At 60.4% G+C, this 25,039-nt stretch carries 25 protein-coding genes; 13 read left to right on the top strand and 12 right to left on the bottom strand.

Going from position 1 to position 25,039, the window contains the following annotated elements; all coding sequences use genetic code 11:
• Window positions 1-173: 173 nt before the first annotated feature.
• Window positions 174-593: a BLUF domain-containing protein gene (locus L6637_RS15240; RefSeq protein ID WP_237867233.1), complete on the top strand. Its 420-nt coding sequence runs from the start codon at window positions 174-176 to the stop codon at window positions 591-593.
• A 632-nt stretch (window positions 594-1,225) separates the two neighbouring features.
• Window positions 1,226-3,307 (top strand): putative bifunctional diguanylate cyclase/phosphodiesterase, encoded by a 2,082-nt coding sequence (locus tag L6637_RS15235; RefSeq protein WP_237871122.1) that lies wholly within the window; start codon window positions 1,226-1,228, stop codon window positions 3,305-3,307.
• Window positions 3,308-3,316: 9 nt separating this feature from the next.
• Here L6637_RS15235 and L6637_RS15230 read toward each other — a convergent pair whose 3' ends face one another.
• A complete protein-coding gene (locus L6637_RS15230; RefSeq protein ID WP_237871120.1) occupies window positions 3,317-3,649 on the bottom strand; it encodes a hypothetical protein in 333 nt (110 codons plus the stop codon).
• Between the two features lie 827 nt (window positions 3,650-4,476).
• Here L6637_RS15230 and L6637_RS15225 point away from each other — a divergent pair.
• A complete protein-coding gene (locus L6637_RS15225; protein ID WP_128965729.1) occupies window positions 4,477-5,028 on the top strand; it encodes a fasciclin domain-containing protein in 552 nt (183 codons plus the stop codon).
• 124 nt (window positions 5,029-5,152) lie between these two features.
• A complete protein-coding gene (locus L6637_RS15220) occupies window positions 5,153-5,533 on the top strand; it encodes a DoxX family protein (RefSeq protein ID WP_237867229.1) in 381 nt (126 codons plus the stop codon).
• 319 nt (window positions 5,534-5,852) lie between these two features.
• Here L6637_RS15220 and L6637_RS15215 read toward each other — a convergent pair whose 3' ends face one another.
• On the bottom strand, window positions 5,853-6,803 hold the full coding sequence (locus L6637_RS15215; RefSeq protein ID WP_237867227.1) for a LysR family transcriptional regulator: 951 nt from the start codon (window positions 6,801-6,803) through the stop codon (window positions 5,853-5,855).
• Between the two features lie 107 nt (window positions 6,804-6,910).
• Here L6637_RS15215 and L6637_RS15210 point away from each other — a divergent pair, with 107 nt between their 5' ends.
• Entirely contained in the window at window positions 6,911-8,497 is a 1,587-nt protein-coding gene (locus tag L6637_RS15210) for a proton-conducting transporter transmembrane domain-containing protein (protein ID WP_237867226.1), read from the top strand.
• A 13-nt stretch (window positions 8,498-8,510) separates the two neighbouring features.
• Entirely contained in the window at window positions 8,511-11,042 is a 2,532-nt protein-coding gene (locus L6637_RS15205) for a YbcC family protein (protein ID WP_237871118.1), read from the top strand.
• Window positions 11,043-11,204: 162 nt separating this feature from the next.
• On the opposite strand, the gene L6637_RS15200 is transcribed toward L6637_RS15205, so the two are convergent.
• Complete coding sequence (locus L6637_RS15200; RefSeq protein ID WP_237871115.1) at window positions 11,205-12,764, bottom strand: ISL3 family transposase; 1,560 nt, start codon at window positions 12,762-12,764, stop codon at window positions 11,205-11,207.
• Window positions 12,765-12,884: 120 nt separating this feature from the next.
• Window positions 12,885-14,441, bottom strand: a complete 1,557-nt coding sequence (locus L6637_RS15195) for an ISL3 family transposase (RefSeq protein WP_237871113.1) — start codon at window positions 14,439-14,441, stop codon at window positions 12,885-12,887.
• Window positions 14,442-14,740: 299 nt separating this feature from the next.
• Between L6637_RS15195 and L6637_RS15190 the strand changes: the two genes are divergently transcribed.
• From L6637_RS15190 to L6637_RS15175, 4 genes are all read left to right on the top strand, one after another.
• Window positions 14,741-15,193, top strand: coding sequence for an Hsp20 family protein (locus L6637_RS15190; RefSeq protein WP_237866329.1), 453 nt, complete (start codon window positions 14,741-14,743; stop codon window positions 15,191-15,193).
• An 87-nt stretch (window positions 15,194-15,280) separates the two neighbouring features.
• On the top strand, window positions 15,281-15,568 hold the full coding sequence (locus tag L6637_RS15185; RefSeq protein WP_237866330.1) for a hypothetical protein: 288 nt from the start codon (window positions 15,281-15,283) through the stop codon (window positions 15,566-15,568).
• A gap of 60 nt (window positions 15,569-15,628) precedes the next feature.
• Window positions 15,629-15,925, top strand: a complete 297-nt coding sequence (locus L6637_RS15180) for a hypothetical protein (protein WP_237866331.1) — start codon at window positions 15,629-15,631, stop codon at window positions 15,923-15,925.
• Window positions 15,926-16,004: 79 nt separating this feature from the next.
• On the top strand, window positions 16,005-16,307 hold the full coding sequence (locus L6637_RS15175; RefSeq protein WP_333909324.1) for a hypothetical protein: 303 nt from the start codon (window positions 16,005-16,007) through the stop codon (window positions 16,305-16,307).
• Between the two features lie 34 nt (window positions 16,308-16,341).
• On the opposite strand, the gene L6637_RS15170 is transcribed toward L6637_RS15175, so the two are convergent.
• The 5 genes from L6637_RS15170 to L6637_RS15150 all read right to left on the bottom strand — a co-directional run bounded on the left by L6637_RS15170 (window position 16,342) and on the right by L6637_RS15150 (window position 19,575).
• Window positions 16,342-16,608, bottom strand: a complete 267-nt coding sequence (locus tag L6637_RS15170) for a hypothetical protein (protein ID WP_237866333.1) — start codon at window positions 16,606-16,608, stop codon at window positions 16,342-16,344.
• A 128-nt stretch (window positions 16,609-16,736) separates the two neighbouring features.
• Window positions 16,737-17,459 carry an SOS response-associated peptidase gene (locus L6637_RS15165; RefSeq protein ID WP_237866334.1) on the bottom strand — a complete coding sequence of 241 codons (723 nt, stop codon included), beginning with the start codon at window positions 17,457-17,459 and terminating at the stop codon, window positions 16,737-16,739.
• Window positions 17,460-17,461: 2 nt separating this feature from the next.
• On the bottom strand, window positions 17,462-17,764 hold the full coding sequence (locus tag L6637_RS15160; RefSeq protein WP_237866335.1) for a hypothetical protein: 303 nt from the start codon (window positions 17,762-17,764) through the stop codon (window positions 17,462-17,464).
• 300 nt (window positions 17,765-18,064) lie between these two features.
• Complete coding sequence (locus L6637_RS15155; RefSeq protein WP_237866336.1) at window positions 18,065-18,256, bottom strand: hypothetical protein; 192 nt, start codon at window positions 18,254-18,256, stop codon at window positions 18,065-18,067.
• Between the two features lie 365 nt (window positions 18,257-18,621).
• Window positions 18,622-19,575: a GlxA family transcriptional regulator gene (locus tag L6637_RS15150; protein WP_237866337.1), complete on the bottom strand. Its 954-nt coding sequence runs from the start codon at window positions 19,573-19,575 to the stop codon at window positions 18,622-18,624.
• A gap of 280 nt (window positions 19,576-19,855) precedes the next feature.
• Between L6637_RS15150 and L6637_RS15145 the strand changes: the two genes are divergently transcribed.
• On the top strand, window positions 19,856-20,206 hold the full coding sequence (locus tag L6637_RS15145) for a carbonic anhydrase (RefSeq protein ID WP_237866338.1): 351 nt from the start codon (window positions 19,856-19,858) through the stop codon (window positions 20,204-20,206).
• 312 nt (window positions 20,207-20,518) lie between these two features.
• Here the strand turns inward: L6637_RS15145 and L6637_RS15140 are convergent, their stop codons facing one another.
• From L6637_RS15140 to L6637_RS15130, 3 genes are all read right to left on the bottom strand, one after another.
• Window positions 20,519-20,905, bottom strand: coding sequence for a response regulator (locus L6637_RS15140; RefSeq protein ID WP_338076854.1), 387 nt, complete (start codon window positions 20,903-20,905; stop codon window positions 20,519-20,521).
• Between the two features lie 521 nt (window positions 20,906-21,426).
• Window positions 21,427-22,341 (bottom strand): ABC transporter substrate-binding protein, encoded by a 915-nt coding sequence (locus tag L6637_RS15135; protein WP_237871111.1) that lies wholly within the window; start codon window positions 22,339-22,341, stop codon window positions 21,427-21,429.
• Window positions 22,342-22,570: 229 nt separating this feature from the next.
• Window positions 22,571-23,437, bottom strand: coding sequence for an alpha/beta fold hydrolase (locus tag L6637_RS15130; RefSeq protein WP_237871108.1), 867 nt, complete (start codon window positions 23,435-23,437; stop codon window positions 22,571-22,573).
• 247 nt (window positions 23,438-23,684) lie between these two features.
• On the opposite strand from L6637_RS15130, the gene L6637_RS15125 reads away from it, so the two are divergent.
• Together L6637_RS15125 and L6637_RS15120 are read left to right on the top strand one after the other, a co-directional pair.
• A complete protein-coding gene (locus tag L6637_RS15125; protein ID WP_237866341.1) occupies window positions 23,685-24,554 on the top strand; it encodes an alpha/beta fold hydrolase in 870 nt (289 codons plus the stop codon).
• Entirely contained in the window at window positions 24,551-24,976 is a 426-nt protein-coding gene (locus L6637_RS15120) for a hypothetical protein (RefSeq protein ID WP_237866342.1), read from the top strand. Before L6637_RS15125 ends, L6637_RS15120 begins: the two co-directional genes overlap by 4 nt.
• The last annotated feature ends 63 nt before the right edge of the window (window positions 24,977-25,039 follow it).

Here is a 25,039-nt window from a genome sequence, read left to right as displayed (position 1 = left end):
CTCGTCGGCTGTTCGTTCGATATTGAACTAAGCTGATGCGTCCAAGGCGAGCGGCTCGGCTCGATACTTTCCCGTCAGAGCAGCGTGCCGGCAGAGCGCATGCGACACTATCGACCTCGCCCGTTCCTCTCGAGCGAGACCCGCAGTCAGCCTATGAGGTGAACGAGATACCCATGCTGTTCCGATTGGTCTATCACAGTCGCAACTTGCTACGTCGGAAGGCCGTAGCCGGTGGCAACGGGCTGATGAGCATTGCGAAAGCTGCCGAACAAAACAATCTTCAATTGGGGATATCTGGCGCCCTTCTGTTCGACAAGGACACTTTTGCGCAAGTGCTCGAAGGAGACCGGCTAAAGGTCACGCAACTTTTCATCCGAATATGCAGCGATAGTCGACATACCGACATTAGTATTGTCGAGGCAAAGTCGGTCACCGACCGCCGGTTCGCCGATTGGGCTATGGCTCTTATTCCGAATCCTGCTGCGTCGCCCCTCGGACCGAACTTCATTTCCGGCGATGCGGTCGTCGAGATGATGGTCGAGCAGCTCCAGAATTCGGATGCCTCGCTGAGGGTCGCTGTTCCCGTCTGGTGAAAACGCTAGGCCGCCGCCAACCTTTTGACAGCTCGTTCAAGTCGCTTTCCTAGAACGAGGCGCTGTTGCCGTAATTACTTTTCGCGGACAATCGCTGCTTATCGATCTCTTCGTGCAGCTCGCCTCGAAAATACCTGTTCGTTGATTTCCTCTAGTGGAAAAGCGGGCCCGAATCGACGGTCGAACCGCTCGTGAGCAGAGTTCGTTATTTTTCACAGAGCTGCAGCGGTCGCCGTGCGCGCTGGCGGCGCGCAGCGGGCACCACATCTTGCCCGTGTGGAATTTTGCATTCAAGAGATGGCTATCCGCCTCGGTTTCCTGCGCTCCTTGCGTGAAGGGAAGTTGCGTTACGCGAGGGGGGCTCCACGAACCCGCTCGCCACGGCCTTTTTCCGGTGGCCAGCCTCCCGTCGACGACGAAATCTCGGCAATAGCGAACCGTTTCTTCACCGTGCCGAGCTTCGGTCCGGCCGATTCCTCCTTCCTAAACCCGCGTTTAATAAGCCGGATGCCCTGTTTGCCGCTGGACCTTGGTCGGGCGAGGCGGCGTTCACGTGCCGCTAACCCTTTCTCAACCTGCCCTGATCCAATCGCAGCCCTGCCTCGTATCTGCTTCCGGGAGAACAAATTCGCATGTGGCAAGCTCTGACCTGTCTGCCCGGCCAGCACGACCTGCGCTACGTCGCTGTCGCGGTGCTGGTTTGCGTGCTCGGGTCGCTTTTGTCGATGCGGCTGTTGGCGCGGGTCCGGCGCAACACCAGGGCGCGGCGTTTCAACCTCCTGTTCCTGTCCGGCCTCGTTGCCGGCGGCACGGTGTGGACCACGCATTTTGCGGCGATGCTCGGCTACAACGCGACGGTGGCTCGCGCCTTCGAACCCGGGCTGACCTTCGCCTCGCTGATGATCACCGTGATATTCGCCTGGGTCGGCTTCTTCATCACCACGCGCACAAGACTCGGACCCGCAATCGAGGGCGGCGGCTCGATCTTCGGTCTCGGCATCGCCGCGATGCATTACACCGGTATGGCCGCGTTCGAAGTCCCGGGCATTCTGGGCTGGAATTATCCGCTGGTTGCGCTCTCCGTCGTATTTGCGGCCGGCTTCGGTGCGGTCGCCGCCAACCGCATCGCACGGCCGATCACGCGCTTCTGCAAATATGGCGGCGCGCTCTCGATGTTCCTGGCGATCGTGTCGCTGCATTTCACCGGCATGGCGGCCATGTCCGTCTATCCTGCGTTCGACCTGGCGGTGCCGCCACAGGCTCGGTCGGATACGTTCATGATCACCAGCGTCATCGTCAGCATCAGCCTGATAATGGCGATGGCTGCCTCCGCCTACGCGATCGACCTTCAGGCCGCCAACGAGGCGACCGAAAGCTACAAGCATCAGGCGATGCACGATCCCTTGACGGGCCTGCCGAACCGCAACGGATTGGCGCAGCAACTGCATGATCTGCTCGCCGGACGCGGCGACGACACTGCGCGCGTGGTCGTGGTGGCAATCGATCTGGATCGTTTCAAGGACATCAACGACGTCCACGGCCATGTCGGCGGCGATCATCTGCTGCGGCAAGTTGCCCAACGCATCTCGGCGCAATTGCAGCCCGGGGAATTTCTGGCGCGGATCGGCGGCGACGAATTCGTGGCCGTGAAGAGCGAGATCTTTGCCCGCGGCGAGGCGGTCAAGTTCGCCGAGCGCCTGCGCAACGTCGTGCTCGACCCGATCGAGTGGCAGCACCAGACGCTCGCGGTCGGCTGCAGCATCGGCATTGCATTGTTTCCCGAGCACGGTCGGGCCGGCGATGAACTCACCCAGCGCGCTGATCTGGCAATGTACCGCGCCAAAAGCCTCGGCCGCGGCAAAATCTGCACTTATGAGCCGTCGATGGACGAGGCGAGCCGTGTCCGCGCCGAGCTCGCGATCGACCTCAAGCGCGCGCTCGCCGGCAATGAGCTCGAGCTGTACTATCAGGTGCAGAACGACACCAACACCGGCGGCATCGTCGGCTTCGAGGCCCTGATCCGCTGGAATCATCCGCAGAAGGGACGCATTCCACCCGACGCTTTCATCCCGATTGCCGAAGAGACCGGCCTGATCATCGATATCGGCGATTGGGTGATGCGGACGGCCTGCACCGCCGCCGCGCTATGGCGGCTGCCGTTCAAGGTCGCTGTCAATGTCGCGCCGATGCAGCTCAATCATGACCTGCCGCGGCGCGTAGCGGAAATCCTGAACGAGACGGGCCTGCAGCCGTCGCGGCTTGAAATCGAATTGACCGAGAGCGGCATTATCGCTGACCGCCAGCACGCGCTGCAGGTCGTGCTGGCGCTCAAAGCGATCGGCGTCACCGTCGCCATGGACGATTTTGGAACGGGTTATTCCTCGCTCTCGACGCTGCAGGCGTTTCCCTTTGATAAGATCAAGGTCGACAAGAGCTTCGTCCAGGCGGTCGAGACCAGCGTGCATGCGGCCGCTATCGTCAAGGCGACCTTGCTGCTCGGCCGCAGCCTCAACATCCCGGTGCTGGCCGAGGGCGTCGAGACGACGAGCCATCTCGACTTTCTCCGCGGGGAAGGTTGCGACAGCGTTCAAGGCTATCTTTTCGGCCGGCCTATGCCGGTCGACGTCGTGACCCGGATGATCGATGATGAGAAGGGGTCGCGTCCACAAGGGGCTGATGCGCACAATGAGCTCACGCAGGTTGCGGCCGCCTGAGATGGCCGCTCAAACCTCGCGGCTATGCAGCTTCCAGAGCTCGTAGATAGTGTCCCAATCAGGAACCTTATCGGGAGCATAGCCAAAGATCCTCCCGGTCCCGAGCTTTCGAAAATTCTTCATGGCCTTGAGGTGCGCGCCGCTTGTAACGAAGGCGCGCATGCTGACGAGATCCGACCAGGCTGTCAGCGTGTGATAGGTACCGCCGATGATTTTCGCTTGAACCACGACAATTCCAGTGGCACGACGTGCCTGCGCCAGTGATTGGACCGTTCGCCACCAGAACCTGGGCAAGTGCACGATGCCACGCGGGCGGAAGCCAGTCATGGAGACATAGACCATGCTGCACCTCGATTGTGATGAGGCAGGAACGATGCTCAAAAGGGATTGGATCACCTGGAGGCGCGGGCGACATTGGCCATCTGAGAAGTCGCACCATCGGTCGTGAAGCGACTTGGTTGGAACGTCGTTGATAGCGCCCCAAGCGAGCAGGCCGCACTATGCCAAGGCGCGAAGTAGAGAGGTGGGTCGTGCGCAATCGACGGTCGGCGCCCAGAGCGGGTACTAGGCCCTCGCATCATAGCGCAGCGGCGAAGCAAGAATGCCCCTCTTCATCGGCCGCGAATCACGCTCAACGTTGTCGGCCCTTTCAAGGAGCGCCGAATACCTGACATTAGTAGTCGCAGGAACTGGGAGAACGAACCTTACCTCCTCGATCCGCACAGCCCCGCCGGCTAGGGGCGGGGTTTTCCTCTCGCACGACGAGCTCAATAACCAAGTTGTCCTAGGCGCTTCGCTGCCCCGAGAATCATCCGCATGAACTGAGCCCGGCAGCCATGTTGCTTGATTTTGAATCCACCTTGCATCTGATGGAGCTTTCGTCTTCAGGGTTGCGTGGAGGGGGCTTAGAGAAGACCAGCATCCGGCGCGTCCTTCGCATTCGAGCGCGCTCTTAACTCGGCGGATGGCTGCTCTCTAGTGCGGAACAATCCGGAGGTCATACTCCGTTGCGTTCGCCCCGAGCATTTTATTCCAGAGCCGCAAAAAATTGTCGATCCTGCGAGAAAACTGAAACCGAACTCCACCGTTGCTCGTAGCTTGAGGCGCCTAAGTTTGGCGTGAAGATCGTCAACCATAATTGAACTCATGCGTAAAAGGTGGAGGTTCTGATGAAGTACAGCACTCTGATTGCCTCGGTCACTCTTGCAATCGCCGGCATAGCAGGCAGCGCAACAGCTCCGGCGGCGGCGAAGGAAAAGACAGTGATGGTCGGCGGTGCAGCAATGTACCCCACTAAAACGATCGTTGCTAACGCCGTCCATTCACGAGACCACACAACACTGGTCGCAGCCGTCAAGGCCGCTGGCCTCGTCGATACTTTGTCTGGCCCAGGACCCTTCACTGTATTCGCTCCAACCAATTCGGCCTTCGCAAAGCTGCCGAAAGGCACGGTCGAGACACTCGTGAAGCCGGAGAACAAATCGACTTTGACCAAGATCCTGACTTACCATGTCGTACCAGGCAAGCTCGAAGCAGAAGATCTAACCGATGGGCAAAGGCTGACGACCGTCGAAGGTGAACAACTGACCGTGAGGAAGGCCGGCAGCCGCACAATGATTGTCGATGCCAAAGGCGGTACGTCAACCATAACGATTCCCGACGTCAATCAGTCCAATGGCGTGATTCATGTCGTCAACACGGTGCTAATGCCGGCAAGCTGAATGATCGAACGAGGAGGGCGACCGGCACGGGCGCCAACTCCTCCGCCGCATCAATGGGAACTACGTGTTAGCGCCACAAGCGAACACCGACGCCGCTCGGTCATACCCACGACTGCGCGGCGTCATGCGCGTGGTTCTGGCCGTCTTCTACACCACAGCGGGGATCGCGCACCTGCTGGCGCCGGCACAGCTACTTGCGATAACGCCATCTTGGGTGCCATTTCGGCCCCAGGTCATCCTTATTACGGGTGTCTTCGAACTGACGGCCTCAACCGTGCTGCTCGTCGGACCTCAGCAAAAGTATGCCGGAATTCTGATGGCACTATATGCCCTCTGTGTCTGGCCGGCTAACTTTAAACATGCGATCGAAGGAATCGATTTGCCCTACATCTCGTCTAGTTGGTGGTACCACGTGCCGCGGCTGGCGTTTCAGCCCATCATCATCTGGTGGGCGTTATTTTGTTCGAACGCGATCAATTGGCCGTTCGGATCGTCAAGGGACTGATTGTGAGTCAGCAAATCAACACTGTAGTATGTGTCCCCGGACTTGGCCGATCGCCGCAGCGCCCGGGCGCTGCCGGAAAGCCGCCGCTGGAGCCCTGAAGGTCAGTGGCATTGAAAAATTATGCCGCGTCACTGTGCGGTGCCGGATCAACGACCCTTTCCAAGAACAGGGCATAGTCGCTTCCGAGGGAGTGATCTCTTCCGTCGCAGGCGGAGGTTGACCGAAAAGAAAACCGACGATTGGCGGAGAAAGTCTAAGTGCAAGAGGCGGCCACGCTGATCCTGCCAGTCTCTTCATGAAAAGCGAGGGGCCTATTCGATCACGGCGATGATCGACCTCTTGAAGACTTAACCGATCGAACAGGCTCCGTACCCCTCATTCGGCGAATTCGGCTTGCGCTGGGCGAACGGATCAATTCCGCGACCAGCGGATTTGGGTAGCGGCGTTGCTGGGTGACGGCGAAGAACTGCTCCTTCAGTGTATTCAGCCTGATGCGCTCGACCAGAAGGCCGGAGCGGAGTTCGTCGATGACAACGATCGGCGGAACCAACGCCAAGCCGCCGCTTTCGCGCGCCATCAGACGCAGCATGGCCATGTCGTCAACCTCCGCCGCTATGACCGGCCTGATGCCGCTGCGACCGAGCAGCGCATCGAAGGCCGAACGTAGCGCGTTGCCTCGTCCAGGCAGTACGATGGGCAGACGCGCGAGGTCCTGGGGAAAGCCAAGGCGCGTAGGCTTCGCCGGCTTGTGGCTGACAATGCTGACACCCTGCTCGTCGATCAGCGTGTTCTCAAAGCTACTGCGTGCATCGGGCGACGCCGGATGATTGGCAAGTACGATATCGAGCTTGTGCGCATCGAGCGCCTCGAGCAGATCATCGAACAGTCCAGTGTGGATGATGAGTTCGACATCAATGCGGCCTATCAGTGGCCGCAGAAAAGCGATTTGAAAGTTGCGTGATAAGGTCGCTGCAGCCCCGACCCGCAGCACTTGGCGTCCGGGCCGCAGGCCGGACAACGTCTCCATCAGTTCATGGCCTGACTTGAAGACGCTGCCGGCATAGTCGACCGCGATGCGCCCGGCCTCCGTCAGCTGCAGCGTGCGACCGACCCGCTCGAACAGCTGCTGGCCAAGCTGCTCTTCCAAAGCCTTGATCTGCACCGACAGCGAGGAGGGCGAGACGTTGAGCCGCTGCGCGGCGCGGCTCATGCTGCCTTCGGTCGCGATTATCCAGAAATAGCGCAAATGATGGTAGTTGAGGTGCGGCATGACGATCGTTCTATTTGATATAACGATCTAGTTCAATAATTGAATTTTTAACAAACGACGTCGTGCGGTATGGACGGGGACCGCCGGATCAACCCTGCCGAGATGCCATGTCAAAGTTTCTGCCTTGCCTCGCCGTACTCGCCCCGCTGACCCTCTGCCTCGTCGGGTTCCTTCCGTCTCGCGCCAGCGTCAGGGATTACGTCGGACTTGCAATCGTCGCCGCAGCGGCGTCGCTCGTCGTTGTCGTCGCGGCAGGTCTCGCCTGCTTCGTTGTCGGGCCGGGACGCTCGAGGCTGCTGGGAGCCTCCGGGCTAGGACTCTCGCTGCACGTCGATGCGCTCTCAACGATCCTCTGCGTGCTTGTCGGGTTCGTCGGGCTCGTCGTCGTCAAATACAGCCGCAACTATCTGGATGGCGATCCCGGCCAGATCAGGTTCACGCGCTGGCTGCTGCTGACGCTTGCCTCCGTACTGACCGTGCTGATATCTGGCAATCTAGTGCTGCTGCTGGTTGCCTGGATCGCCACCAGCGTCTCGCTAGGCCGGTTGCTGCTGTTCTACCACACGCGGCCGGCCGCCATCCGGGCCTCGCGCAAGAAGTTCGTCGCGAGCCGGCTCGGCGATGGGTGCCTCGCGATCGCCGCCGTGCTGCTCTACCTGCACTTCGGAACGCTCGAGGTCGCCGATCTGGCCACCAAGGCGCGCAGCGGTGCCGAGATCGGTTCGCCGGCCATCTCCGCGGCAGCGCTGCTGATCGTCGTGACCGCTATGCTGAAATCCGCGCAATTGCCGCTGCATGGCTGGCTGAGCGAGGTGATGGAGACGCCGACCCCGGTCTCGGCGCTGCTGCATGCCGGTATCATCAATGCCGGAGGCTTCCTCGCCCTGCGGCTCGGCGATGTGCTGCTGCTGGCGACGCCGGCCCTCAACGTGCTGGCCGTCGTCGGCGGCATCACCGCGCTGTTCGGCTCGCTGGTGATGCTGACGCAGACGTCGGTGAAGGTCCAGTTGGCCTACTCAACCGTGGCCCAGATGGGGTTCATGCTGCTGCAATGCGGGCTCGGCGCCTTCTCCGCCGCGCTCCTGCATATCGTCGCCCATTCCCTCTACAAGGCGCACGCCTTCCTGTCATCGGGCAGTATCATCGACCTGGCACGCGCGTCATGGACGCCTAGCCCCGGTGGCCAACCGCACCCGGCGCGGCTGATCCTTGCGCTCGCGGGCGTGATCGGACTGACGCTCCTGATCGGCTGGGGGCTTGGTATGACCTTGCGCAGCAATCCGGCGCAGATCGCGCTGGGATCGGTGCTGCTGATGGGGCTCGTGCACCTCATGGCCAATGCAATCGACGAGCGGCCCAACGCCTTCGTCGTCGCGCGCGGCATCGTCACCGCGGCCGGTGTCGCCGCGCTCTACTTTGCACTGCAAGCGGCGACGGCGTGGCTGGCCGCCGGAAGCGTCCCGGTCGGACGTCCGGTGGATGGCACAGCGCCGATGCTAATCGCCGCGCTAGTGGTGATCTCCTTTGCGGCGATGACGGTGTTTCAGAACCAGATGATGCGCCGCGCCGACGCACTGTTTTGGATCGCAGCTTACGTGCATCTGCGCAACGGGCTCTATCTGAATACGCTGGCTAACCGCCTAGTGCTGGCGCTTTGGCCACGCGCGTCGAACAAGCTCAAGACCAACCCCTGACGCCGAGATAACCATGAACCAGGCCGCCCTAGCCCTGAAGATCACAGCGACCGAAGCCGACACGGACGTCACGCTCGAGGCCCGCATCGCGGCCGCCTGCGCGCGCGTCGCACCGCTCTGGCCGCTCAAGCATTTCGTTGCGGTCAATCCGTTCCTCGGCTTCACGGGCCAAAGTTTTGCCGCCACCGCCGCGACGTTCGAGCGCGTGGTGCGGGCGCGCATCCTGATGCCGCGGGCGTTCTACCGTCACGCGCTCGCGGAAGGCCGCATCGACGATGCGGCGATGGCGCAGGCGCTCGCGCTTCACCCCGACGCTGGCCTCGACATCGACAGCCTCAAACAGGGGTTGCGCTCGGATGCGCCGGCCGGCGCGCCTCCGGCCGTCGTCGCCACTGTGGCCGAGGTGCTGGACGGGCTTGCTGAAGGCGACCGATACGTCTCGCTGGTTGCCTTCATGATCGACGAGATCTCGGCCTTCTGCGCCAGCTATTTCGACGAGGGCCAGGCCAATTGGCCGAACCCGACGCGCAGGCTCAGGCCCTACGCGGCCTGGCGGACGCTTGCGATCTACGACCGCAATCCCGAAGTCATGGGCATCAGGGGTTTTCGAACGTCTGTTGCGGCTCTGCCTACAGATCCCATCGAGGCCATCGGTGTCATCCTCGACCGCCTCGGGATTCCCGATCGCGCGATCGAGGATTATCTGGTGCGCGCACTGTTCGACCTTGGTTGGTCGGCCTACGCGCGCTATGTCGGATGGAGCGCGGAGCTCGAGGGCCGTCGGGACGACACTCTGCTCGAACTGCTTGCGATCCGGCTCGCCTGGGGTTTTGCGCTGTTCGAGGCGCGGACCGATGACGCCTTCAGGACAGCCTGGGCGCGAGCGATGGAGCAGGCGGCGAAACTGCCCGTCGATCACTGCCTAGACGAGACTCCCGAGCTCGCCGTCGACGTCGTCCTGCAGGAGGCCTACGAGATCGTCTTCCGCCGCAACTTGATCGCCCGACTCCTCGCCAACCGCGGCAGCGCGGCACCGTCTGGTCGGATGGACCGGCCTGCGGTCCAGGCGGCCTTCTGCATCGACGTGCGCTCGGAAATATTCCGGCGCGCGCTTGAGACCCTTTCTCCGGAGGTGGAAACGATCGGTTTCGCCGGCTTCTTCGGCTTCCCCATCGAATATGTTCCGATAGGCCACCTTCGGGGCGGCGCGCAATGTCCCGTGCTGCTCAAACCGGCGTTCATCGTCTGCGAAGAAGTCAAGGACGCCGAGCCGTTCGAGGAAGCCGAAGTGCTGGGCCAGCGACTGCTCCGGCGGCGAGTGGCGAAGGCTTGGAAATCGTTCAAGGTCTCCGCAGTGTCGTCCTTCTCCTTTGTGGAGACGGCAGGCCTCGGCTTCGCGGCGAAGATCGCGACTGACAGCGCGGGCGTAACCCGACCGGTGCCATCGCCGGTCAGCGATGGTCTCGATTCCGACGTCGCTGCGAGGGTCGGCCCGCGTCTCGCGCCTGGCAAGCTCAAAGGGCGTTCCACCGGCTTTACCGACTTGCAGGCCGTCGATATGGCCGAGGCGGTGCTGAAGGCGATGTCACTGACCGGGCCGTTCGCGCGCCTCGTGCTGCTGACGGGCCACGGTAGCACCACGGTCAACAATCCACACGCCTCGGGCCTCGACTGCGGCGCCTGTGGCGGTCACACAGGCGAGGCCAATGCGCGTGTCGCCGCCGCGATCCTCAACGATTCGCAGGTCCGCGATGGCTTGCGGGCGCGGGGCATCGACATCCCCGCCGACTGCTGGTTCGTCGGTGCGCTTCACGATACCACCACTGACGACGTAAAGCTGTTCGACGAGGAGGACCTGCCGGCGCAACTCGCCGACGATCTGGCACGGTTGAAATTGCGCCTGGCCGATGCCGCTCATCTGGCGAGGCTCGAGCGCCGCGCGCTGCTGGGCGTCGGAGATGCGGCGGATGCCGACGCCGCGATCAAGGCGCGTAGCAAGGACTGGTCCCAAGTCCGGCCAGAATGGGGCCTCGCGGGAAACGCCGCGTTCATCGCTGCCCCGCGCAGCGTCACGCGCGGTCTCGACCTGTCCGGCCGCGCCTTCCTGCACTCCTATATCCACGAGCAGGATCGGGATCATCGGGTGCTGGAGTTGATCATGACCGCGCCGCTGGTGGTCGCGAGCTGGATCAATCTGCAATACTACGGCTCGACCGTTAATAACGCGGCGTTCGGAAGCGGCAACAAGGTGCTGCACAACATTGTCGGCCAGCTCGGCGTGCTTGAAGGCAACGCCGGCGACCTGCGAGTCGGGTTGCCATGGCAGTCGGTCCATGACGGCAAGCGCTTTGTCCATGAGCCGGTACGTCTGAACGTCTTCATCGCTGCTCCCGAAACTAAGATGGACGATGTCCTGCGTCGGCACTCAGGCATCTGCGATCTCGTGACCAACGGCTGGATTATGCTGCACTCGCTCGGCGAGCATGGCCCAGTCATCCGCCGCTGCGTGCGGCCGGGCATTTGGGTTGCTTCATCTTCTGAATAAGATCGCGGCTGCATGTCGCCCATCGATCGGCTTCCCAACTTTGAGGCCTTGAGCGTGAAGGATCGTAAGGAAGTTTGCGCGCCCCAATCGCGTCCAAAGCAGGAGGCCCAGTGTGTGGATCGGCTCCGAGCTTGGGCTCTGACTCACTTTTGGTGCAGTTGTTTACGCGGCGCCGATGACGCGTGCCTCAAGCAGATCGAGTTTTGCACGCCCGTACATCTGACGCTTCACCAGTTTGAGCTTTGTGATTTGACCTTCGGTCTGACCGTTCGACCATGGTTGGATGATTGCGGCTCGAACGGCGTCGCGATCCGCGATGATGCCCTTGGCGAACGAGCTTAGTGGACTGGCGATCGCGGCGGCGATCCATGGATTGAGGTCGGCGGCTGTTTGCTGGCGCATGATTTCGTGGAAGCGATCGACCAAGTCGCGGGCCTCGAGCAACGGTGGGACATCGTGCGCGATCTTTGCCATCAGCGATGCCTGATCCCTCGGTACTTGATCGCGTTCGATTGTCATAAGCCGCGCAATCTTGCGTGCCGACGGGGTCTTCCTCATCCGCCCGGCCGGATTCGATGACTCGTCGAGGCGGCGGCGGGTGACCCATTCGGCGACGACCCGAAGGGATCCTTGGAATCCCTTTGTCCGCAGCCGGCGCCAGAGTTCGGCGCCATTCCGGCAGCCGCCCGTCCAGAGCGCGTCGAGCGTCTCGGCGTACGGCTCGAGGATGCTCACGCGGCTGCGGAAGACCTCCAGTCCGCCGCCTCGGGCAATACGTCGAACGGTCTGGCGTGCAAGGCTAAGCCGACGGGTAATCTGTTTGAGTGGAGTTCCCTGTTCGAGCAGCCGCAACACCGCGTCGACCGTCTTCTTGCGGTGTTGGAAATTCTCCCACCGCTTGCGTTCGGCACAACTGAGTAATGCGGGGTCGATGTCGCCAGTGGCCGACGATTTGCGGATGGCGTGCATGTTCTGGCGCACGACATCAAGAAAGCTCGCGCTGGCGTTCTCGAAGAGGTGCCAACGATCCGCGATTTGTATGGCCTGGGGCGCACCCTTGGATGCGGCGTCGCCGTAGCTCGCGCCACGATCCCGGGCAATGAACTCGATGCTGGGGTGATCGCGCAGCCAGGCGGCACTGGTGCCACTCGCGCGATCTGGCAGGAGTGCAACGATGCGGCGGCGCTCGAGATCACAGATGACGGTACCGTACTGGCATCCTTTGCGCCAGGCCCAGTCGTCAATGCCGACCGCGCGCAAGGGGTCGCGAGGGCGTGCCGCGCGCCGGCGAACCGTTCTAAGCAAGGTATCTTTACTGACCGGGATTGCCAGGCGGCTTGCCAAGTTATGTCCGGGACGCCCACCCAGTGCGAGCCCGAGGCGATGCACGATGCCATCCATTCGCACCGTTCGCCGGGCTGAGGGCAATGCGACCGCGTCGCCGAGGCGCTGGACAAAAATGCGCCGCCGGCAGCCCGTTCTGACACATCGAAACCGGCGTGTCTCAACATTGATCTCGACGATTCGACCGTGGGCAGGCAAATCGATCAGGCGCCGCCTGTAGCGGCTATGGATCCGATCCGAAACGGCACCGCATTCAGGACAGGTCGCCATCTTCGTGCTTGGCCTTGCTAATACGATGATCTTCGCGGCCCCAATCTCGACGCCATCGATAGCAAGGCCCGCTGGTGTCAGCGGCGCGGCATGCATTTTACGGCACATCTGCGGTGATTCCCCCGAGAAGTTGAATCAGCCACTGTGCCATCCTTGGCACGTCAATCGCTGCACCAAAAGTGAGTCAGAGCCGAGCTTGGCTCTGACGCAAGTTTGGTGCAACGCCGACTATTCTGCGCCGATCAACCTGGCTTGAAGCAGATCGATTTTCCCGCGACCGTACATTTGACGTCGAACGAGCTTGAGGCGTGTAATCTGACCTTCGGTCTGTCCGTTCGACCATTGTGAAGTGATTGCCGCCCGTACCGCAGCCTCATCTTTCGCGACGCCGCTGGCGAACGAGGCGACGAGGCTGGCGCGAGCGCGCTCGATCCATGGGATGAAACCCGCCTCGGTCTTGCGCCGGATCATCAGGTGGAATTCGGCGATGATCTCGCGTGCCTCGACCAGAGTTGGCACGCCAGCTTCGATCGCCGCGACCGTGACGGTTTCCGCTTTCGTGAGCAGGTCCCGCCCGATGGTCATGAGGCGAGCGATTGTTCTGGCTGAGGGAATCCGCTGAAGGTTCTTTGCATCGGCCTTTTCGGCCTGTCGTCTGCGGGTTGCCCACTCGCTGACGACGCGGAGCGAGCCGCGGAAGCCACGCGCTGCTAGGCGGCGCCAGAGTTCGGCCCCGCTTCGACAGCCGGACACCCACTGATTATCGAGCCATGGCAAATGCAGATCCAACGAACTTTGCCGGGTCCGAAAGACATCGGTGCGTTCGCCGCGGATCACCTGCCGTATCAGCTTCCTGCTATGGCCAGTCCGACGCACGATCTGCTTGATGGGTATGCCGTTCTTCGACAGTGCCAGGATGGCCGCATTGGTCTCCTCGCGGCGTAAGTAGCCCTCATACTGGAGCCGCTCGGCTGCCGTCAGCAGCTGGGGATCGATCGTGGTCGCACCGATGACAGTGCGAATCTGGCGCATCGATTTGCGGACGGCGTCAAGGAAGGCCCGACTGGCGTTCTCCATCAGATGCCAGCGGTCGGCGACCTGCACCGCGTGCGGCAAGGCTTTGGCCGCCGCTTCGCCATATCCGCCGCCACGATCGCGGGCGACGATCGCGATCGTGGGATGCGCAGCGAGCCAGGCTCGGGCGGTCGCGGGCTCACGATCCGGCAACAGGGTGACTATCCGGCGCCTTTCTAGGTTACAGATGATGCTGGCGTATCGGTGATTGCGACGCCAGGCCCAATCATCGATGCCGATAACCTTGAGCGGGTCAGCCGGCGGACGGTGACGGCGTCGGACCACGCACAGAAGCGTGTCCTTGCTCACCGGCAACATCAGCCGTTTTGCGAAGCCTGCCGCCGGTCGACCGCCAAGCGCCAGACCAAGGTGATGGACGATAGAGTCCAGCCTCGCCGTGCGTCGCGCTGATGGAGCCAATATCCCGTCGGAGAAACGCTCAGTGAAGATCTGGCGTCCGCACAGGACGGCATCGCAACGGAAGCGGCGTGCGATCACCAGGAGCTTCACGACCCGCCCCGAAAGCGGCAGATCGGTCACACGGCGCCGATAGCGGCTGTGGACACGTCGGGAAGCCGCTCCGCACAATGGACACATGCCGACGCTTCCGGACGCCCGGACCGTGATGACGGCTTTATCACCCTCGTAGCACGCACTCTCTACCACAAACCCACGCGGCACCAGACTGGAGCGGTGGAGTGCTTGCTGCATGGCGCTGATTCTCCTCCAATCAAAACGCCAGACATCCCTCGAACTGCATCAAAAGTGAGTCAGAGCCAAATTTGCAAGCCGATTGACACAAGTGGGATCTTTTCGCGGCCGCCGGCTAGTTCAAAGCATTAACCATCCCGATTTCGGCGGCAAAAAATCGAGCCGCGCCCCTTGAAACTTTCGCATCGGTTCTCATTTTTTTCGGCGACCGGGACGCCTGTAGGGTCCCGGCCGAGACGGGCGCCCGGACGGTGTCCGGAGCCTGCTCGTACCCATCTTGCTCCAAGGAGGATTTGGATATGAGGTATGATTGGACTCCCCTGTGGAGGTCGAGCATCGGATTCGACCGCCTTTTCGACGCCCTCGACGAGGTCCAGCGGACCGCCGAAGAGACCTATCCCCCCTACAACATCGAACGCATCGACGAGAACCGCTTCCAGATTTCGGTGGCGCTCGCCGGCTTTACGCCTGACGAGGTCGCGCTGACGTCCGAGCAGAACGTCCTGACCTTGGAAGGCAAGAAGTCCGAGAAGGAAGGCAAGACCTTCCTGCATCGCGGCATCTCGACCCGCAACTTCAAGCGCCAATTCACGCTCGCCGACTACATCGAGGTCAAAGGGGCCCACTTCGAGAACGGCCTGCTCGTCATCGACCTGCAGAGGGAGATCCCCGAGGCGATGAAGCCGCGCCGCATCGAGATCAACGGCGCCGCACCGAGCAACGTGACCCAAATCGAATCCAGGGCTGCCTGACCAGGCAGGCAGCCGGGTTCGATCCGAAGCCGCGCGGGTTTTCCCGCGCGGCGATCCCTCAACTCGTCTTTAGAAATGGAGCAAGCGATGCGGCCGACGACCGCCCCCGCCGACAAGGTCATGGACATCAATGCCCTGCTGCAGCCCGGCACGGCGACCGAACATCCGAGTTGCTACGATATCGTCTTGAAGCCGCGCGGACGCGGCCGGTGGAAGTGGGCCGTGCGCCGGGCTGGCGGAGAAATTCTGATGTCAGGGTCAGAGTGCAGCCGGGCGGCCGCGAGGTACAAGGCCGAGCGGGCGCTGTTTCTGCTGCTGAGCGCCAGCGCATCGCGCGCGGCGTCTGTCGGAGGAAGGGCGCCGGACTGGCTATAGGAACTCTCGACGTCACTCGCCGGTTGTCCGCCTCACGATCCCTGGAGTCGGAGGACAACCTTGGAAAGCACGATCATCGGAGAGTTCGCCACGCGGCACGAGGCCGAGCTGGCCGTCGAGCACGTCGTCCAGGAATGTGGCGTTGCGCGAGGCGACGTCTTCGTTCAGCCCGTGGGCGCCGCCAATTCGTCTGGAACACGATCGGCCGGTGCGGACGTGAAGGCTGCACCAGCGCCGGAAGGGCAGCAAAGGCTTGAAGGCGAGATCGAGGTGTCGGTAGATTTCCACGGCGACGAGCCGGACAAGATCGCCGAGGCGCTGAAGGGCGCCGGCGCGAAGACCGTTCGTACCAAGTAAGCTCTTCTGGATGGCAGGTCTCAGGCATCCCGTGACTCCGGACGGGCGCTACTTCGTCGTCCGGGGGAAACTCTGGCGGATGAGCGATCCGACCATAGCTCCCGGCGACAAGGCGCGGCTGGTGAAGCAGTTGATGGATGCGCGCCGCGCAGTGAAGACGGCCAAAGCGGCCGGAGATCCGGAAGCTGAAGCTGCAGCGCATCGGCTCGTCGATCAGACCAAGCGTGGCTTGGGTGAGCGCGGACCGGTGTGGTGGAAGGACGGCACGCCCGATTTCAATCGACACGCGGTCAAGAACACGCCGTACGCCGACTGGTACGCCGGGTCCAGGCGGCAAGCCTCAGACAATCGAAGCGCTTGCTCCCAAAGCCCAGCACCGTGACTCTGTAACGAGCGCGCTGGGGATAAGGACGCGCTCAATCGCTCGGCGGACACTCCGGGCAGGTATCACCGATGGAATCCAAGACGGAGCAGATTTCTGCGACAGCATCGGCGGGGGAGACGCCGTCGGGGTGATCGTGCCGAGCAAGCTCCAGTGCGCGTTCGCGGGCATGGGGGTCGGTCCGATCCTTTGCCCAGCCGTGCTCCTCGCATTCGTGAATCGCGCCGGCGTCCTGCAGCACGCTGATCGCCCAGCCGCGCAGCGCGCGGATCGCCGGCCGTCCTTCTTTCGTCATCAGCATCGAGATGGCTCCTGCCTGGACGAATCCTTCCGCCCGCCTGCTCGTTCCGGGCAGTTACCACGGGTCAGGGATTCGCAATCTGCAGGGCTGGGCCTTGTCCATCTGTTCCGCAGCGCTTGTGGAAAATGTTACGTCGCCGGCGCGGGATCCTCCTTCACGCCGCGGCCAACGATCCTCAACGTTCCGTCCGGAAGGGGCCGCTGTAGTTTGAGCGCCTCCTCGGCCGGCGCCGTCATCCACGTCTCGACCTCTTCTGGCGTCGTTAGGATCACCGGCATCGCCTTGGGATGGATGGCGAAGACCTCGGCGTTGGCCTCCGTCGTCAGGAACGCATAGAGATCGTTGGTCGTCTCGCCTTCCTTGACCTTCCGGACGGACGTCCAGTTGGTCCAGATCCCGGCGAAGCACGCGAGGGGGCGGGTTTCGTCGAGTGCGAACCAGATGTCGCCGCCTTCGGCCTTGTTGAACTCGCTGAAGGAGTTGAACGGCACCACGCACCGGTGCTCCGTACCCAGCCACCGCGTCCAGTGTTTGCTCTTCACGTTGCGGATGTTGGTGGTTCCGGAATCCGGCTCCATCCGGAGCAGCTCCTTGAAATCGACCTCCTTGCCCTTGGCCTGCAATTTCTCGGCACGCTTCTTCGTCGCGTCCATGAGTGCTTTCGATGACGACGGCATGCCCCAACGCGCTGTCGCGAGTTCACGCCCGTCGGCACCGGTCCGGATGATCGGTGCTCTGTGGTCCGGAAACACTCCGGGCATGGGTGCAAGATTGCCGACGTAGCGATTGACGACCCTGAAAAGGGCACTAATCGCCGCCTGGTTCGTCGTGATCGAATAAAGATTGCACATCTTTAAGCGGTCTCGGCGCCGGGAATGGCAATCGCTTTGCCGGTCGCAGTCAGTATTTGTCCTGTTGTTGGCTTCTTCGCATCCTGGTCTGCAAAGCACGACGTGATTACCTGATCGAGCCAGGGCGAGAACAGGGGTGGCCGTCCCGGCTTCAGGTCAACCATCTTTAGGGTCGCCGCTTCCACCAGGTGGCGCGCATGTAGTTCATCGCGTGCTTCGACCCACACAGTCTCCTGAATCGTAGAGGCAGACCACTTTTCGTCAGCGGCACGGATATCGATCGGAGCTAATCGGAACAGCGTCATCGTCGCCGTTTCCCATCGCTTGCCGCTCCTGACGACGGAGCATCGGGCTTGGCATTTGTAAGGCCAACGATGAACGCCCGCTGGCGATGAGTATAGTGTTTGCCCTCGCTGCACGGTTCGCAGAACAGTGCGTCTTCCAGCATCAAGATCGGCGTCCGCGCGGGTCGTCGAATTTCACGCAGTGAAACTAGTGAAAGGCGCCGGCATCGTTTGCACTTAGCCTCAAGCAGATCGTATCCGCCGTTGATAGCCTTGCCGATCGTAGGATTCGCTTGCCGGTCGTCGACCACCGGGCGCATCTCACCAGTTGTCCACGCCCACATGAGTGCATTCCAGCCTGTCGGCTTCACGTATCTTGGCTTCTGCTGTACTGCGGATCAGCTTCGACTGCTCGAAGTAGGTGTCGTGCAGCCCGTCAGCATGACGGACGCCTTTGGCCTGAGCTTTCCTCAGATCGCCGGAGAGGGGGATAGGAATGATGCGAGGGGACATTCAGTCATGGTCGCGCTGAATCCAACTTGGGGGAAGTCGCTAGGGCTAGGGGATGAGGAAAGTATCGGTACCCGTTGTTGGTCAATGTCTTGACGCGGGGCAACAGTTAGAGCTGTAAAGTCAGCTGCCAGGCAGGCTTGAACTGTTAGAGCAATCCCAGAGTATATTGATTTTGCTTCGTTTTTCGGTCCGTCGACTTTTTTTGTGTAGCACCTCTGAGAGGCATCATAATCAAAGTAGCACGTTCCGAGCGAGGTCACCAAGAAGGCAATGCGGAGTCAGCTCACCACTTCGAAGCAGACGTCGTAGCCCGCCCCGCGAAGGTCAGCCAAGGGCCCGGAAGCGGAACTTACCTCACCGTGCAGCTAATCAACTGTCGCGCCTTTCGCTTTCTTGCGCATAGCTTGGGGTGATAGGCCGTACATTCGCAGGAATGCGCGGCGCATTCGTTCGCGGTCCAGAAAACCCGCCTCTTGCGCCACCACGTTGACCGGATGGCGTCCCTCCTCCATCATGAATCTCGCAGCCTCTAAACGAAGTAGCTCAACAGCTTTGGCCGGAGGCTGACCCGTCTCGGTCAGAAAGGCGCGGCTGAATTGACGGGGGCTAAGACCAGCGACGCCTGCTAACTCCTCGACGGAAAGGGTACTCTTGAGGTTTTGGCGGACATAGGCCAAGGCCGACTGGATGCGGTCTGACTTCGGCGTCATGTCAAGCATCGCTGAATGCTGGTTTTGCCCTCCCATGCGGATCCGATCGACGACAAGCAGCCTCGCTACCAAATTAGCCGCTCGGGGCCCCAAGTCTCTATCGATCATTGCCAGCGCTAGATCGACCGCGGCGGTCATCCCCGCGGAGGTCCAGATTGGGCCGTCATTGATGAATATCTTGTTCTCCTCCAACTTTACGTTGGGAAAGCGGGCTTTGAAGCTGGCTACTTGGCTCCAATGCGTTGTTGCACGCCGACCATGAAGAAGTCCGGCTTCAGCGAGAACATACGCACCGTTGCAGAATGAAGCGACGCGCCGCGAGGCTGTCGCGGCTGCACGGACGAATGCAATCATGTTTGCGGTGGACGGAGCAGGCATTGCGAACGATGTAATCGCGCCAACTACGATCGTGTCAAAGGCTGGATGTCCGAGGGCCTCGGTTTCAACGATCAAGCCAGAAGAAGACCGAAGAGGCCCACCTTGCTCTGACAAGAGGTGCAGGTCGTACCGCGGCGAGCCCGACGATTCCGCCGTGAGTTCGAACGCGGTTAACGCGGCGAGGTTCAGCAATTGAAAATCGTATGGGAGAATAAGGCCGATCCGATGCATAGCCGCACTCCGTGTCAAAGTGTCTGGTCGGGAATTCCTGGAGGCTCTCCACATCTGGTGTCGCCGCCGGCTCCGCTGCTGCTTGAGCCAATACGCATGCGTTCTGCACTATTTCATCCGTCTTTGCGCGAGGCACGGTTCAGATGACCTGCCTAGCCATCAACCATGCCCGTTACAAAAGGCGGCAATAATGACCTACGCCAGAACTGACAGCACGGCTACGGTCATCGAGAACTTGCTGCAGTACGAACGTGAGATGGTTATGGCTGCCTAGGTTGGCATGGTACGCAACAATCTCGTTCCGGCGCTCGGAGAAATAGCGGTGTTGTTAGTTTTGACGCTATCACACGTCGCCATTAGCTTGATCGCAATCGTGGCCGGCTTTGTTGCCGCGGTGCACCATACCGATTGCGGAATCATACCCTGCTATTTGAACGTCACCGAAGACGAACTGAACAAGATGGCCATCATGGACCCGTATCGAGCCGTGCGGATCGATGTTGATGCATTGAAGGCGAATGCGAACCTTCCCGCCGCGATAATGGTGTCCGGCGTGGTCTACGATGTCGCAAACGGGAAGATCGAAATCACGGTCCCTCCGGCGCGCCTCCGGGATGAACAGGCTCCGTAGCCGAGGCGAAGGATAGTAAAATCCCAGGGAATACAAGAACCCCATTCTGGTGACGGGCGCGGCCGCGATCTGCGCGAGCTGGCGGATGTTCACCGCCCGATCGAAGGATGTGAACGCCTGTGCCAGCCATGTCTAGAGGTCGCAACCAACGTTGCGGCCGCCGAAAGGCATCACGACGTGAGGGCGTTCGTGAATCTGTCTCAGATGACCGTCAAGGAGATGGACGTCTTCGATACGACGGAAAGCCCTCAACAAAAGCAACATTGGCTGGCCGAGCAGATACTGAGAGCGAAGGCCGTGCCGTTTGTGCCATCAATCATTCGGTGGCGTCGTATGGTTTAACAATTGCGAGACAGCAGTCACGACCTGCGCAGGCGCGAACGGCTTGTTCAGAAGAACGCTGTTGGGTACCCCCCGCGACGCCCACTCGTCGGCGGCTGCGCCGGTCATGTAAATCACCGGAAGGTCGGTGGATAACTCTCTGGCGCGTTGTGCCACCTGCCAACCCGTGTAGTCGCCACGGAGATTGATGTCGGTGACTAGAGCGCAGTAGGTCCCGCCATCGTCCAGCAGGTGTAGCGCCTCTTGACCGGAGCCGACTACCTCGGGTTCGAACCCTCCATCAGACAGCGCGTCTCGGACCATTTCGGCAATGAGGTAGTCGTCTTCAACGATCAGAATCCGCAACAGATTTTGCACCGCCCGCCCCTCCGGCCACCCGGTGTGGCAAATAGCTTAAGTACAAAAGTGCACACAAGTTCTACGTTGAGGAAAAAACAACATAGACCACCGTCGACACAGCGAACTGAACGCCCGCTCTGAATGAGAGAGCCAAATTGCGCCAGGGCTTTCGCGAAGCGTCCTTCCTGAGTTCGCGCAAAGTCCGATATGGGGCAAACCTAAGTACGGAGACGGGGATCCTTTTCGTCTCCGTCTTCCACATCGTTCAGACATTGAGCCTCCGAAGCCCAAAGGCCCCAGGCGAACAACCAGCTTGGCCATCGTATTCACCGGCCGAATTGGCCAAAACTTTACTGAGAGCATCTACGGGGTAGTCGGACCCGGGAGTACCAATTGGTCGTAGCACGCAGTGGGTCATCATTCGTGCCACGACGTATGGTATCCACATGAGTGCAGTCGAAGTGGACAAGACGGTCAGAGAGATTAGCACGGACGAAACTTCCATGGGGCGTTTGCGTATACTAAAGCGTGGATTTGGATCACTCAATTATGTCGTCTGTCATAGATAGAAGCGATGATAACTCCAGCCGAAGCGAGGCTGCAGTCTTCCGGTTTACGACCAGTGAAACCTCTTGTGATCGCTGCACAGGCAACTCTGCTGGCTTTGCGCCTCGCAAGATTCTATCGACAAACTCGGCCGCCCGCTCAAATTGCTTCTGATAGTTCGGGCCGCAAGCCAGTAAGCCCCCGGCAGCGACAAAGCCGCGGCGTCGAAAAACGGTTGGTAAGCTGGATATCAGCGCAAAGGTGAGCACTTGGTCGCGGTTGCCCCAAGTCAACTGATCGCTGGTTACGTAGAGAGCGTCGATACCCCGGTAGTGGGCCTCTAGCGTTGGGATGATAGCGTCTTCCACTCGGACGTCTAATAGGTCGATGTCGATGCCGAGTAGGCGTGCAACAACTTGGAGTTCTCCTGCCTCTAGTAAGGCGGCGGGGCTGTTGCCGTTGACAAGAATTGCCAGTCGTCGAAAACTCGGCAGTATATCAGTCAAGGTCTCCAAAAGCCGCCGGCAAATGTCCTTGCGCCCCAAAGACACTCCGGTAACATTCCCACCCGGCCGCGCCAGGTTTGCGACTAAGCCGTCCGCGACCGGATCTTCCGCTTGAGCAAACACGATCGGAATGGCTGAGGTTGATTGCATCGCCATGGTCACCGCTTGTGTACCGGCAGTGACAATGACATCGACGGGGGCGTGGACACATTCGGAAGCGAGTGTTGCAAACCGATCGGGTTGTCCTTCGGCCCACCAATATCTTATGACTGCGCGATCTTCGGTCCAACCTAGCTCGCGCAATTTATCCGCAAAGGCAACGGTGGAGCCGCGTTGCGTTGCAGGCGTGTCGGTTCCTAAGAAACCGACGGACGCAGGAGCCGATCGTGTATTGACTGACATGTCTCGCTAACCTGGTTAGAACAAGAATTGCCGGCACAAATATGGATGTATTCAACCGGCTTATGCGAGAGTGATTGCGTCGACCCTACCGCTTGGATCGTAAGGGCCGGTTTCTTTAGTCGCAACTCCAGATACCAAGTCTAATCGAACGAGCGTATTGGACAGCGTGGACCTGCGAAGATGAGCCGGACGACTATTCGAACTTTTTCTGATGCTAAAGGCACGTCGATCATTCGAATTCAGTACGGATCTCACCGGCCACTAGCTTTGGATTCTGCAGGTGAGGGTAATGTCCAATGCCGCGAAGAAGCTTCAGCTGCGTACCGAGGCGCTTGGCGAGCTCCACTCCCATCTCTTTGTTGATAAAAAAATCATCTTCACCCCAGATTACCTTCACTGGCGTTGTGAGGTCGGCCAGTTTCGATTCGAAGTAATCTTGGTCCCGAGTGAAATGCGAGTAATATTGGGAGAATGCGTCGACTGGAGTCATCGGCCCGTGCGACCAACCTCGAAGCATGTCGTCCTTGAAATCAGCCGCCACCTCAAAATGTGCCTCCTTGGGCAAACCCATCGTGAAAGCGCTCTCAAGTATTTGGTCGCGACCGCCGTTCATGTTGGCACGAACCTGCTCCATCGCGGGTCCCGTCTTCAAACCCTGCAGACCCGCATACATGAATTGAGGTCTGTTGAAGGGCGCGAAGTCGCCGACGATGATCTTTCTTGCGATAGTAGGCGTTTTCACGGCCAACAAGAGCGCGGGCAGCGCTCCGATGTCGGTTGCGTAAATCACAAGCCTCGACGGTTCGATGCCGGTTTTCTGAATGTATCGATCCAGAACCTGCGCGTAATCCGCGGGCGAGTACGGAAATCGGTCGACCGTCGGCCGTGAAGAAAACCCATAGCCCGGCCAGTCCAAGGCGTGAACTTCGTAGTCACCCGCCAGAGCCCCCACAACGCCTTGCCATGCATAGAGTGTCTCTGGAAATCCATGCAGAAGAAAAACGATCCCGTTCGCACCTTCGTTGCGAACAACCGTTCGTCGCAATTCGATGCCTTCGCCGATTTGAAGGAAATCCACCGTTGCGGGCCGTGACATCCCGTTGTCTCCTATCGCTCATCGCTGACAGCTTTGAGTGCGACGCGCCTGGCGGCCGCACAACTTCGGCCAAGAAAGGCTGAGGGTATGCGAAAATCAACTATGCCAATGTATGCAGTCGTGGATGCTTGGAGTCCTGAAGCGACAAGACTGCGTTGTGAGCAGGCAATATACAGCCGTATAATTTAGCAGATCTCGGCAGTCAGATAGCTTGCATCTCGCCATCTGAGACAAGCGAGATTTTCCCATGAGCAATCCTTCGAGCTTCACCGAGCGCATGATCCCCGGAAGCGCGGGACGTCTCTACACGAGAGATTATCCTGGCGAAGGTCCTCCGTTTGTACTGATGCACGGATTTCCGGATCATCTTGGTATCTACGATCAGCTGGTGCCGGAGCTGACGGCAGCAGGGCGGCGCGTGGTCACATTTGATTTCCTTGGTTTTGGAAAATCAGACCGGCCGGATGGCGCCCAGTATACATTTGAAGGACAGTTGCAAGATCTCGCCGCTGTCGTGACGGCTCTCGGCGTGTCGACATGCGTGCCCGTCGCGCATGATTCCTCCGGCCCGGCTGGGATCAACTATGCGTTGGCATTCCCCGAAAAAGTTGCCTCGCTTGTCATACTCAATTCGGGTTACGACGATGACTTTCCGGTTTTGTGGCCGGAAATGGTGACGCTGTTCGCTACACCCGGTCTGGCCGCTTTGGCTTCAGCGATCGCGAACGATCCGGCCCAGTTCGGATGGCTTCTCAATTGGCAACAAGACGAGTTCATGGCGGCTCAGCCGATCGAACAGAGGAATGCCTTCAAGAGTAGCGTTGGCCAACTTATCGCCGACAATTTCATGAAACAACCAAGCGGCGGACCGGCCTTCGTGCAGTTGGCCTCGCATTTCCTCGCCGAGCTTCATCGCAATACTCAGCATCTTCCCGAACTGAAAAGGTTCGACTTTCCCGTCAAGGTGATTTGGGGAGACTTTGACCCGTACATGACGACGAGCGTTGGTCGCAATCGGGCATCCCATTTCAAGAATGCCAAGCTCAGCCCGCTTCCGGGAGGGCACTGGCTCCAGGCCGATATCCCCGACCTTGTCGCAAAGGAGATGCTGTCATGATCCACACTGGTGTTCGACTTGCTTTAGGCGCTTTGGTTGCCGGCTTCCTGTTCGAAAGTGCCCCGCTGTTCGCGCAATCGTCGGCGAACCCTGGTGCGGGCTCGGTCGCGGCTCAGCACCATACGACGCGGGTCCTCGCGATCGGTAAGTTGACGGAGAAAGCGAAGTCAGCTGACCTTCCGGAAGTGCTTTCCCGAGAGGTTCCAGCTACGCTTGAGCTTTATCTTCGGGGCAAGATTGCCGATTGGTATGCTACGGCCGAACAGACCGAGGTCGTTTTCCTCCTCAATGTCACTTCGGTCGAGGAGGCACGCGCCCTTTTAGAGCCTCTGCCCCTTGGGCAGGCGGGCATGATGACATTCGATCTCACGCCGATCGGGCCCTTGCTGCCGCTGGGCAGGTTGCTCAAAGCGAAAAACTAACGAGGGACGTTCGCGCTGCTGCAACGGTCGACGCAGGCCGTTGCGCGCGCAGCGCACCAAGCG

Origin of the sequence: Bradyrhizobium zhengyangense, from assembly GCF_022012435.1 — a bacterium.
GTDB lineage: Bacteria > Pseudomonadota > Alphaproteobacteria > Rhizobiales > Xanthobacteraceae > Bradyrhizobium > Bradyrhizobium zhengyangense.
The sequence above is the reverse complement of the archived record's forward strand: the minus strand, read 5'-3'. Positions and strand labels throughout refer to the sequence as shown.

Coding starts and splice junctions, on each gene's coding strand:
- L6637_RS15240 (WP_237867233.1), top strand. CDS start 174: ATGCTGTTCCGATTGGTCTATCACAGTCGCAACTTGCTACGTCGGAAG.
- L6637_RS15235 (WP_237871122.1), top strand. CDS start 1,226: ATGTGGCAAGCTCTGACCTGTCTGCCCGGCCAGCACGACCTGCGCTAC.
- L6637_RS15230 (WP_237871120.1), bottom strand. CDS start 3,649: ATGGTCTATGTCTCCATGACTGGCTTCCGCCCGCGTGGCATCGTGCAC.
- L6637_RS15225 (WP_128965729.1), top strand. CDS start 4,477: ATGAAGTACAGCACTCTGATTGCCTCGGTCACTCTTGCAATCGCCGGC.
- L6637_RS15220 (WP_237867229.1), top strand. CDS start 5,153: ATGCGCGTGGTTCTGGCCGTCTTCTACACCACAGCGGGGATCGCGCAC.
- L6637_RS15215 (WP_237867227.1), bottom strand. CDS start 6,803: ATGCCGCACCTCAACTACCATCATTTGCGCTATTTCTGGATAATCGCG.
- L6637_RS15210 (WP_237867226.1), top strand. CDS start 6,911: ATGTCAAAGTTTCTGCCTTGCCTCGCCGTACTCGCCCCGCTGACCCTC.
- L6637_RS15205 (WP_237871118.1), top strand. CDS start 8,511: ATGAACCAGGCCGCCCTAGCCCTGAAGATCACAGCGACCGAAGCCGAC.
- L6637_RS15200 (WP_237871115.1), bottom strand. CDS start 12,764: ATGTGCCGTAAAATGCATGCCGCGCCGCTGACACCAGCGGGCCTTGCT.
- L6637_RS15195 (WP_237871113.1), bottom strand. CDS start 14,441: ATGCAGCAAGCACTCCACCGCTCCAGTCTGGTGCCGCGTGGGTTTGTG.
- L6637_RS15190 (WP_237866329.1), top strand. CDS start 14,741: ATGAGGTATGATTGGACTCCCCTGTGGAGGTCGAGCATCGGATTCGAC.
- L6637_RS15185 (WP_237866330.1), top strand. CDS start 15,281: ATGCGGCCGACGACCGCCCCCGCCGACAAGGTCATGGACATCAATGCC.
- L6637_RS15175 (WP_333909324.1), top strand. CDS start 16,005: ATGAGCGATCCGACCATAGCTCCCGGCGACAAGGCGCGGCTGGTGAAG.
- L6637_RS15170 (WP_237866333.1), bottom strand. CDS start 16,608: ATGCTGATGACGAAAGAAGGACGGCCGGCGATCCGCGCGCTGCGCGGC.
- L6637_RS15165 (WP_237866334.1), bottom strand. CDS start 17,459: ATGTGCAATCTTTATTCGATCACGACGAACCAGGCGGCGATTAGTGCC.
- L6637_RS15160 (WP_237866335.1), bottom strand. CDS start 17,764: ATGACGCTGTTCCGATTAGCTCCGATCGATATCCGTGCCGCTGACGAA.
- L6637_RS15155 (WP_237866336.1), bottom strand. CDS start 18,256: ATGTCCCCTCGCATCATTCCTATCCCCCTCTCCGGCGATCTGAGGAAA.
- L6637_RS15150 (WP_237866337.1), bottom strand. CDS start 19,575: ATGCATCGGATCGGCCTTATTCTCCCATACGATTTTCAATTGCTGAAC.
- L6637_RS15145 (WP_237866338.1), top strand. CDS start 19,856: ATGGTACGCAACAATCTCGTTCCGGCGCTCGGAGAAATAGCGGTGTTG.
- L6637_RS15135 (WP_237871111.1), bottom strand. CDS start 22,341: ATGTCAGTCAATACACGATCGGCTCCTGCGTCCGTCGGTTTCTTAGGA.
- L6637_RS15130 (WP_237871108.1), bottom strand. CDS start 23,437: ATGTCACGGCCCGCAACGGTGGATTTCCTTCAAATCGGCGAAGGCATC.
- L6637_RS15125 (WP_237866341.1), top strand. CDS start 23,685: ATGAGCAATCCTTCGAGCTTCACCGAGCGCATGATCCCCGGAAGCGCG.
- L6637_RS15120 (WP_237866342.1), top strand. CDS start 24,551: ATGATCCACACTGGTGTTCGACTTGCTTTAGGCGCTTTGGTTGCCGGC.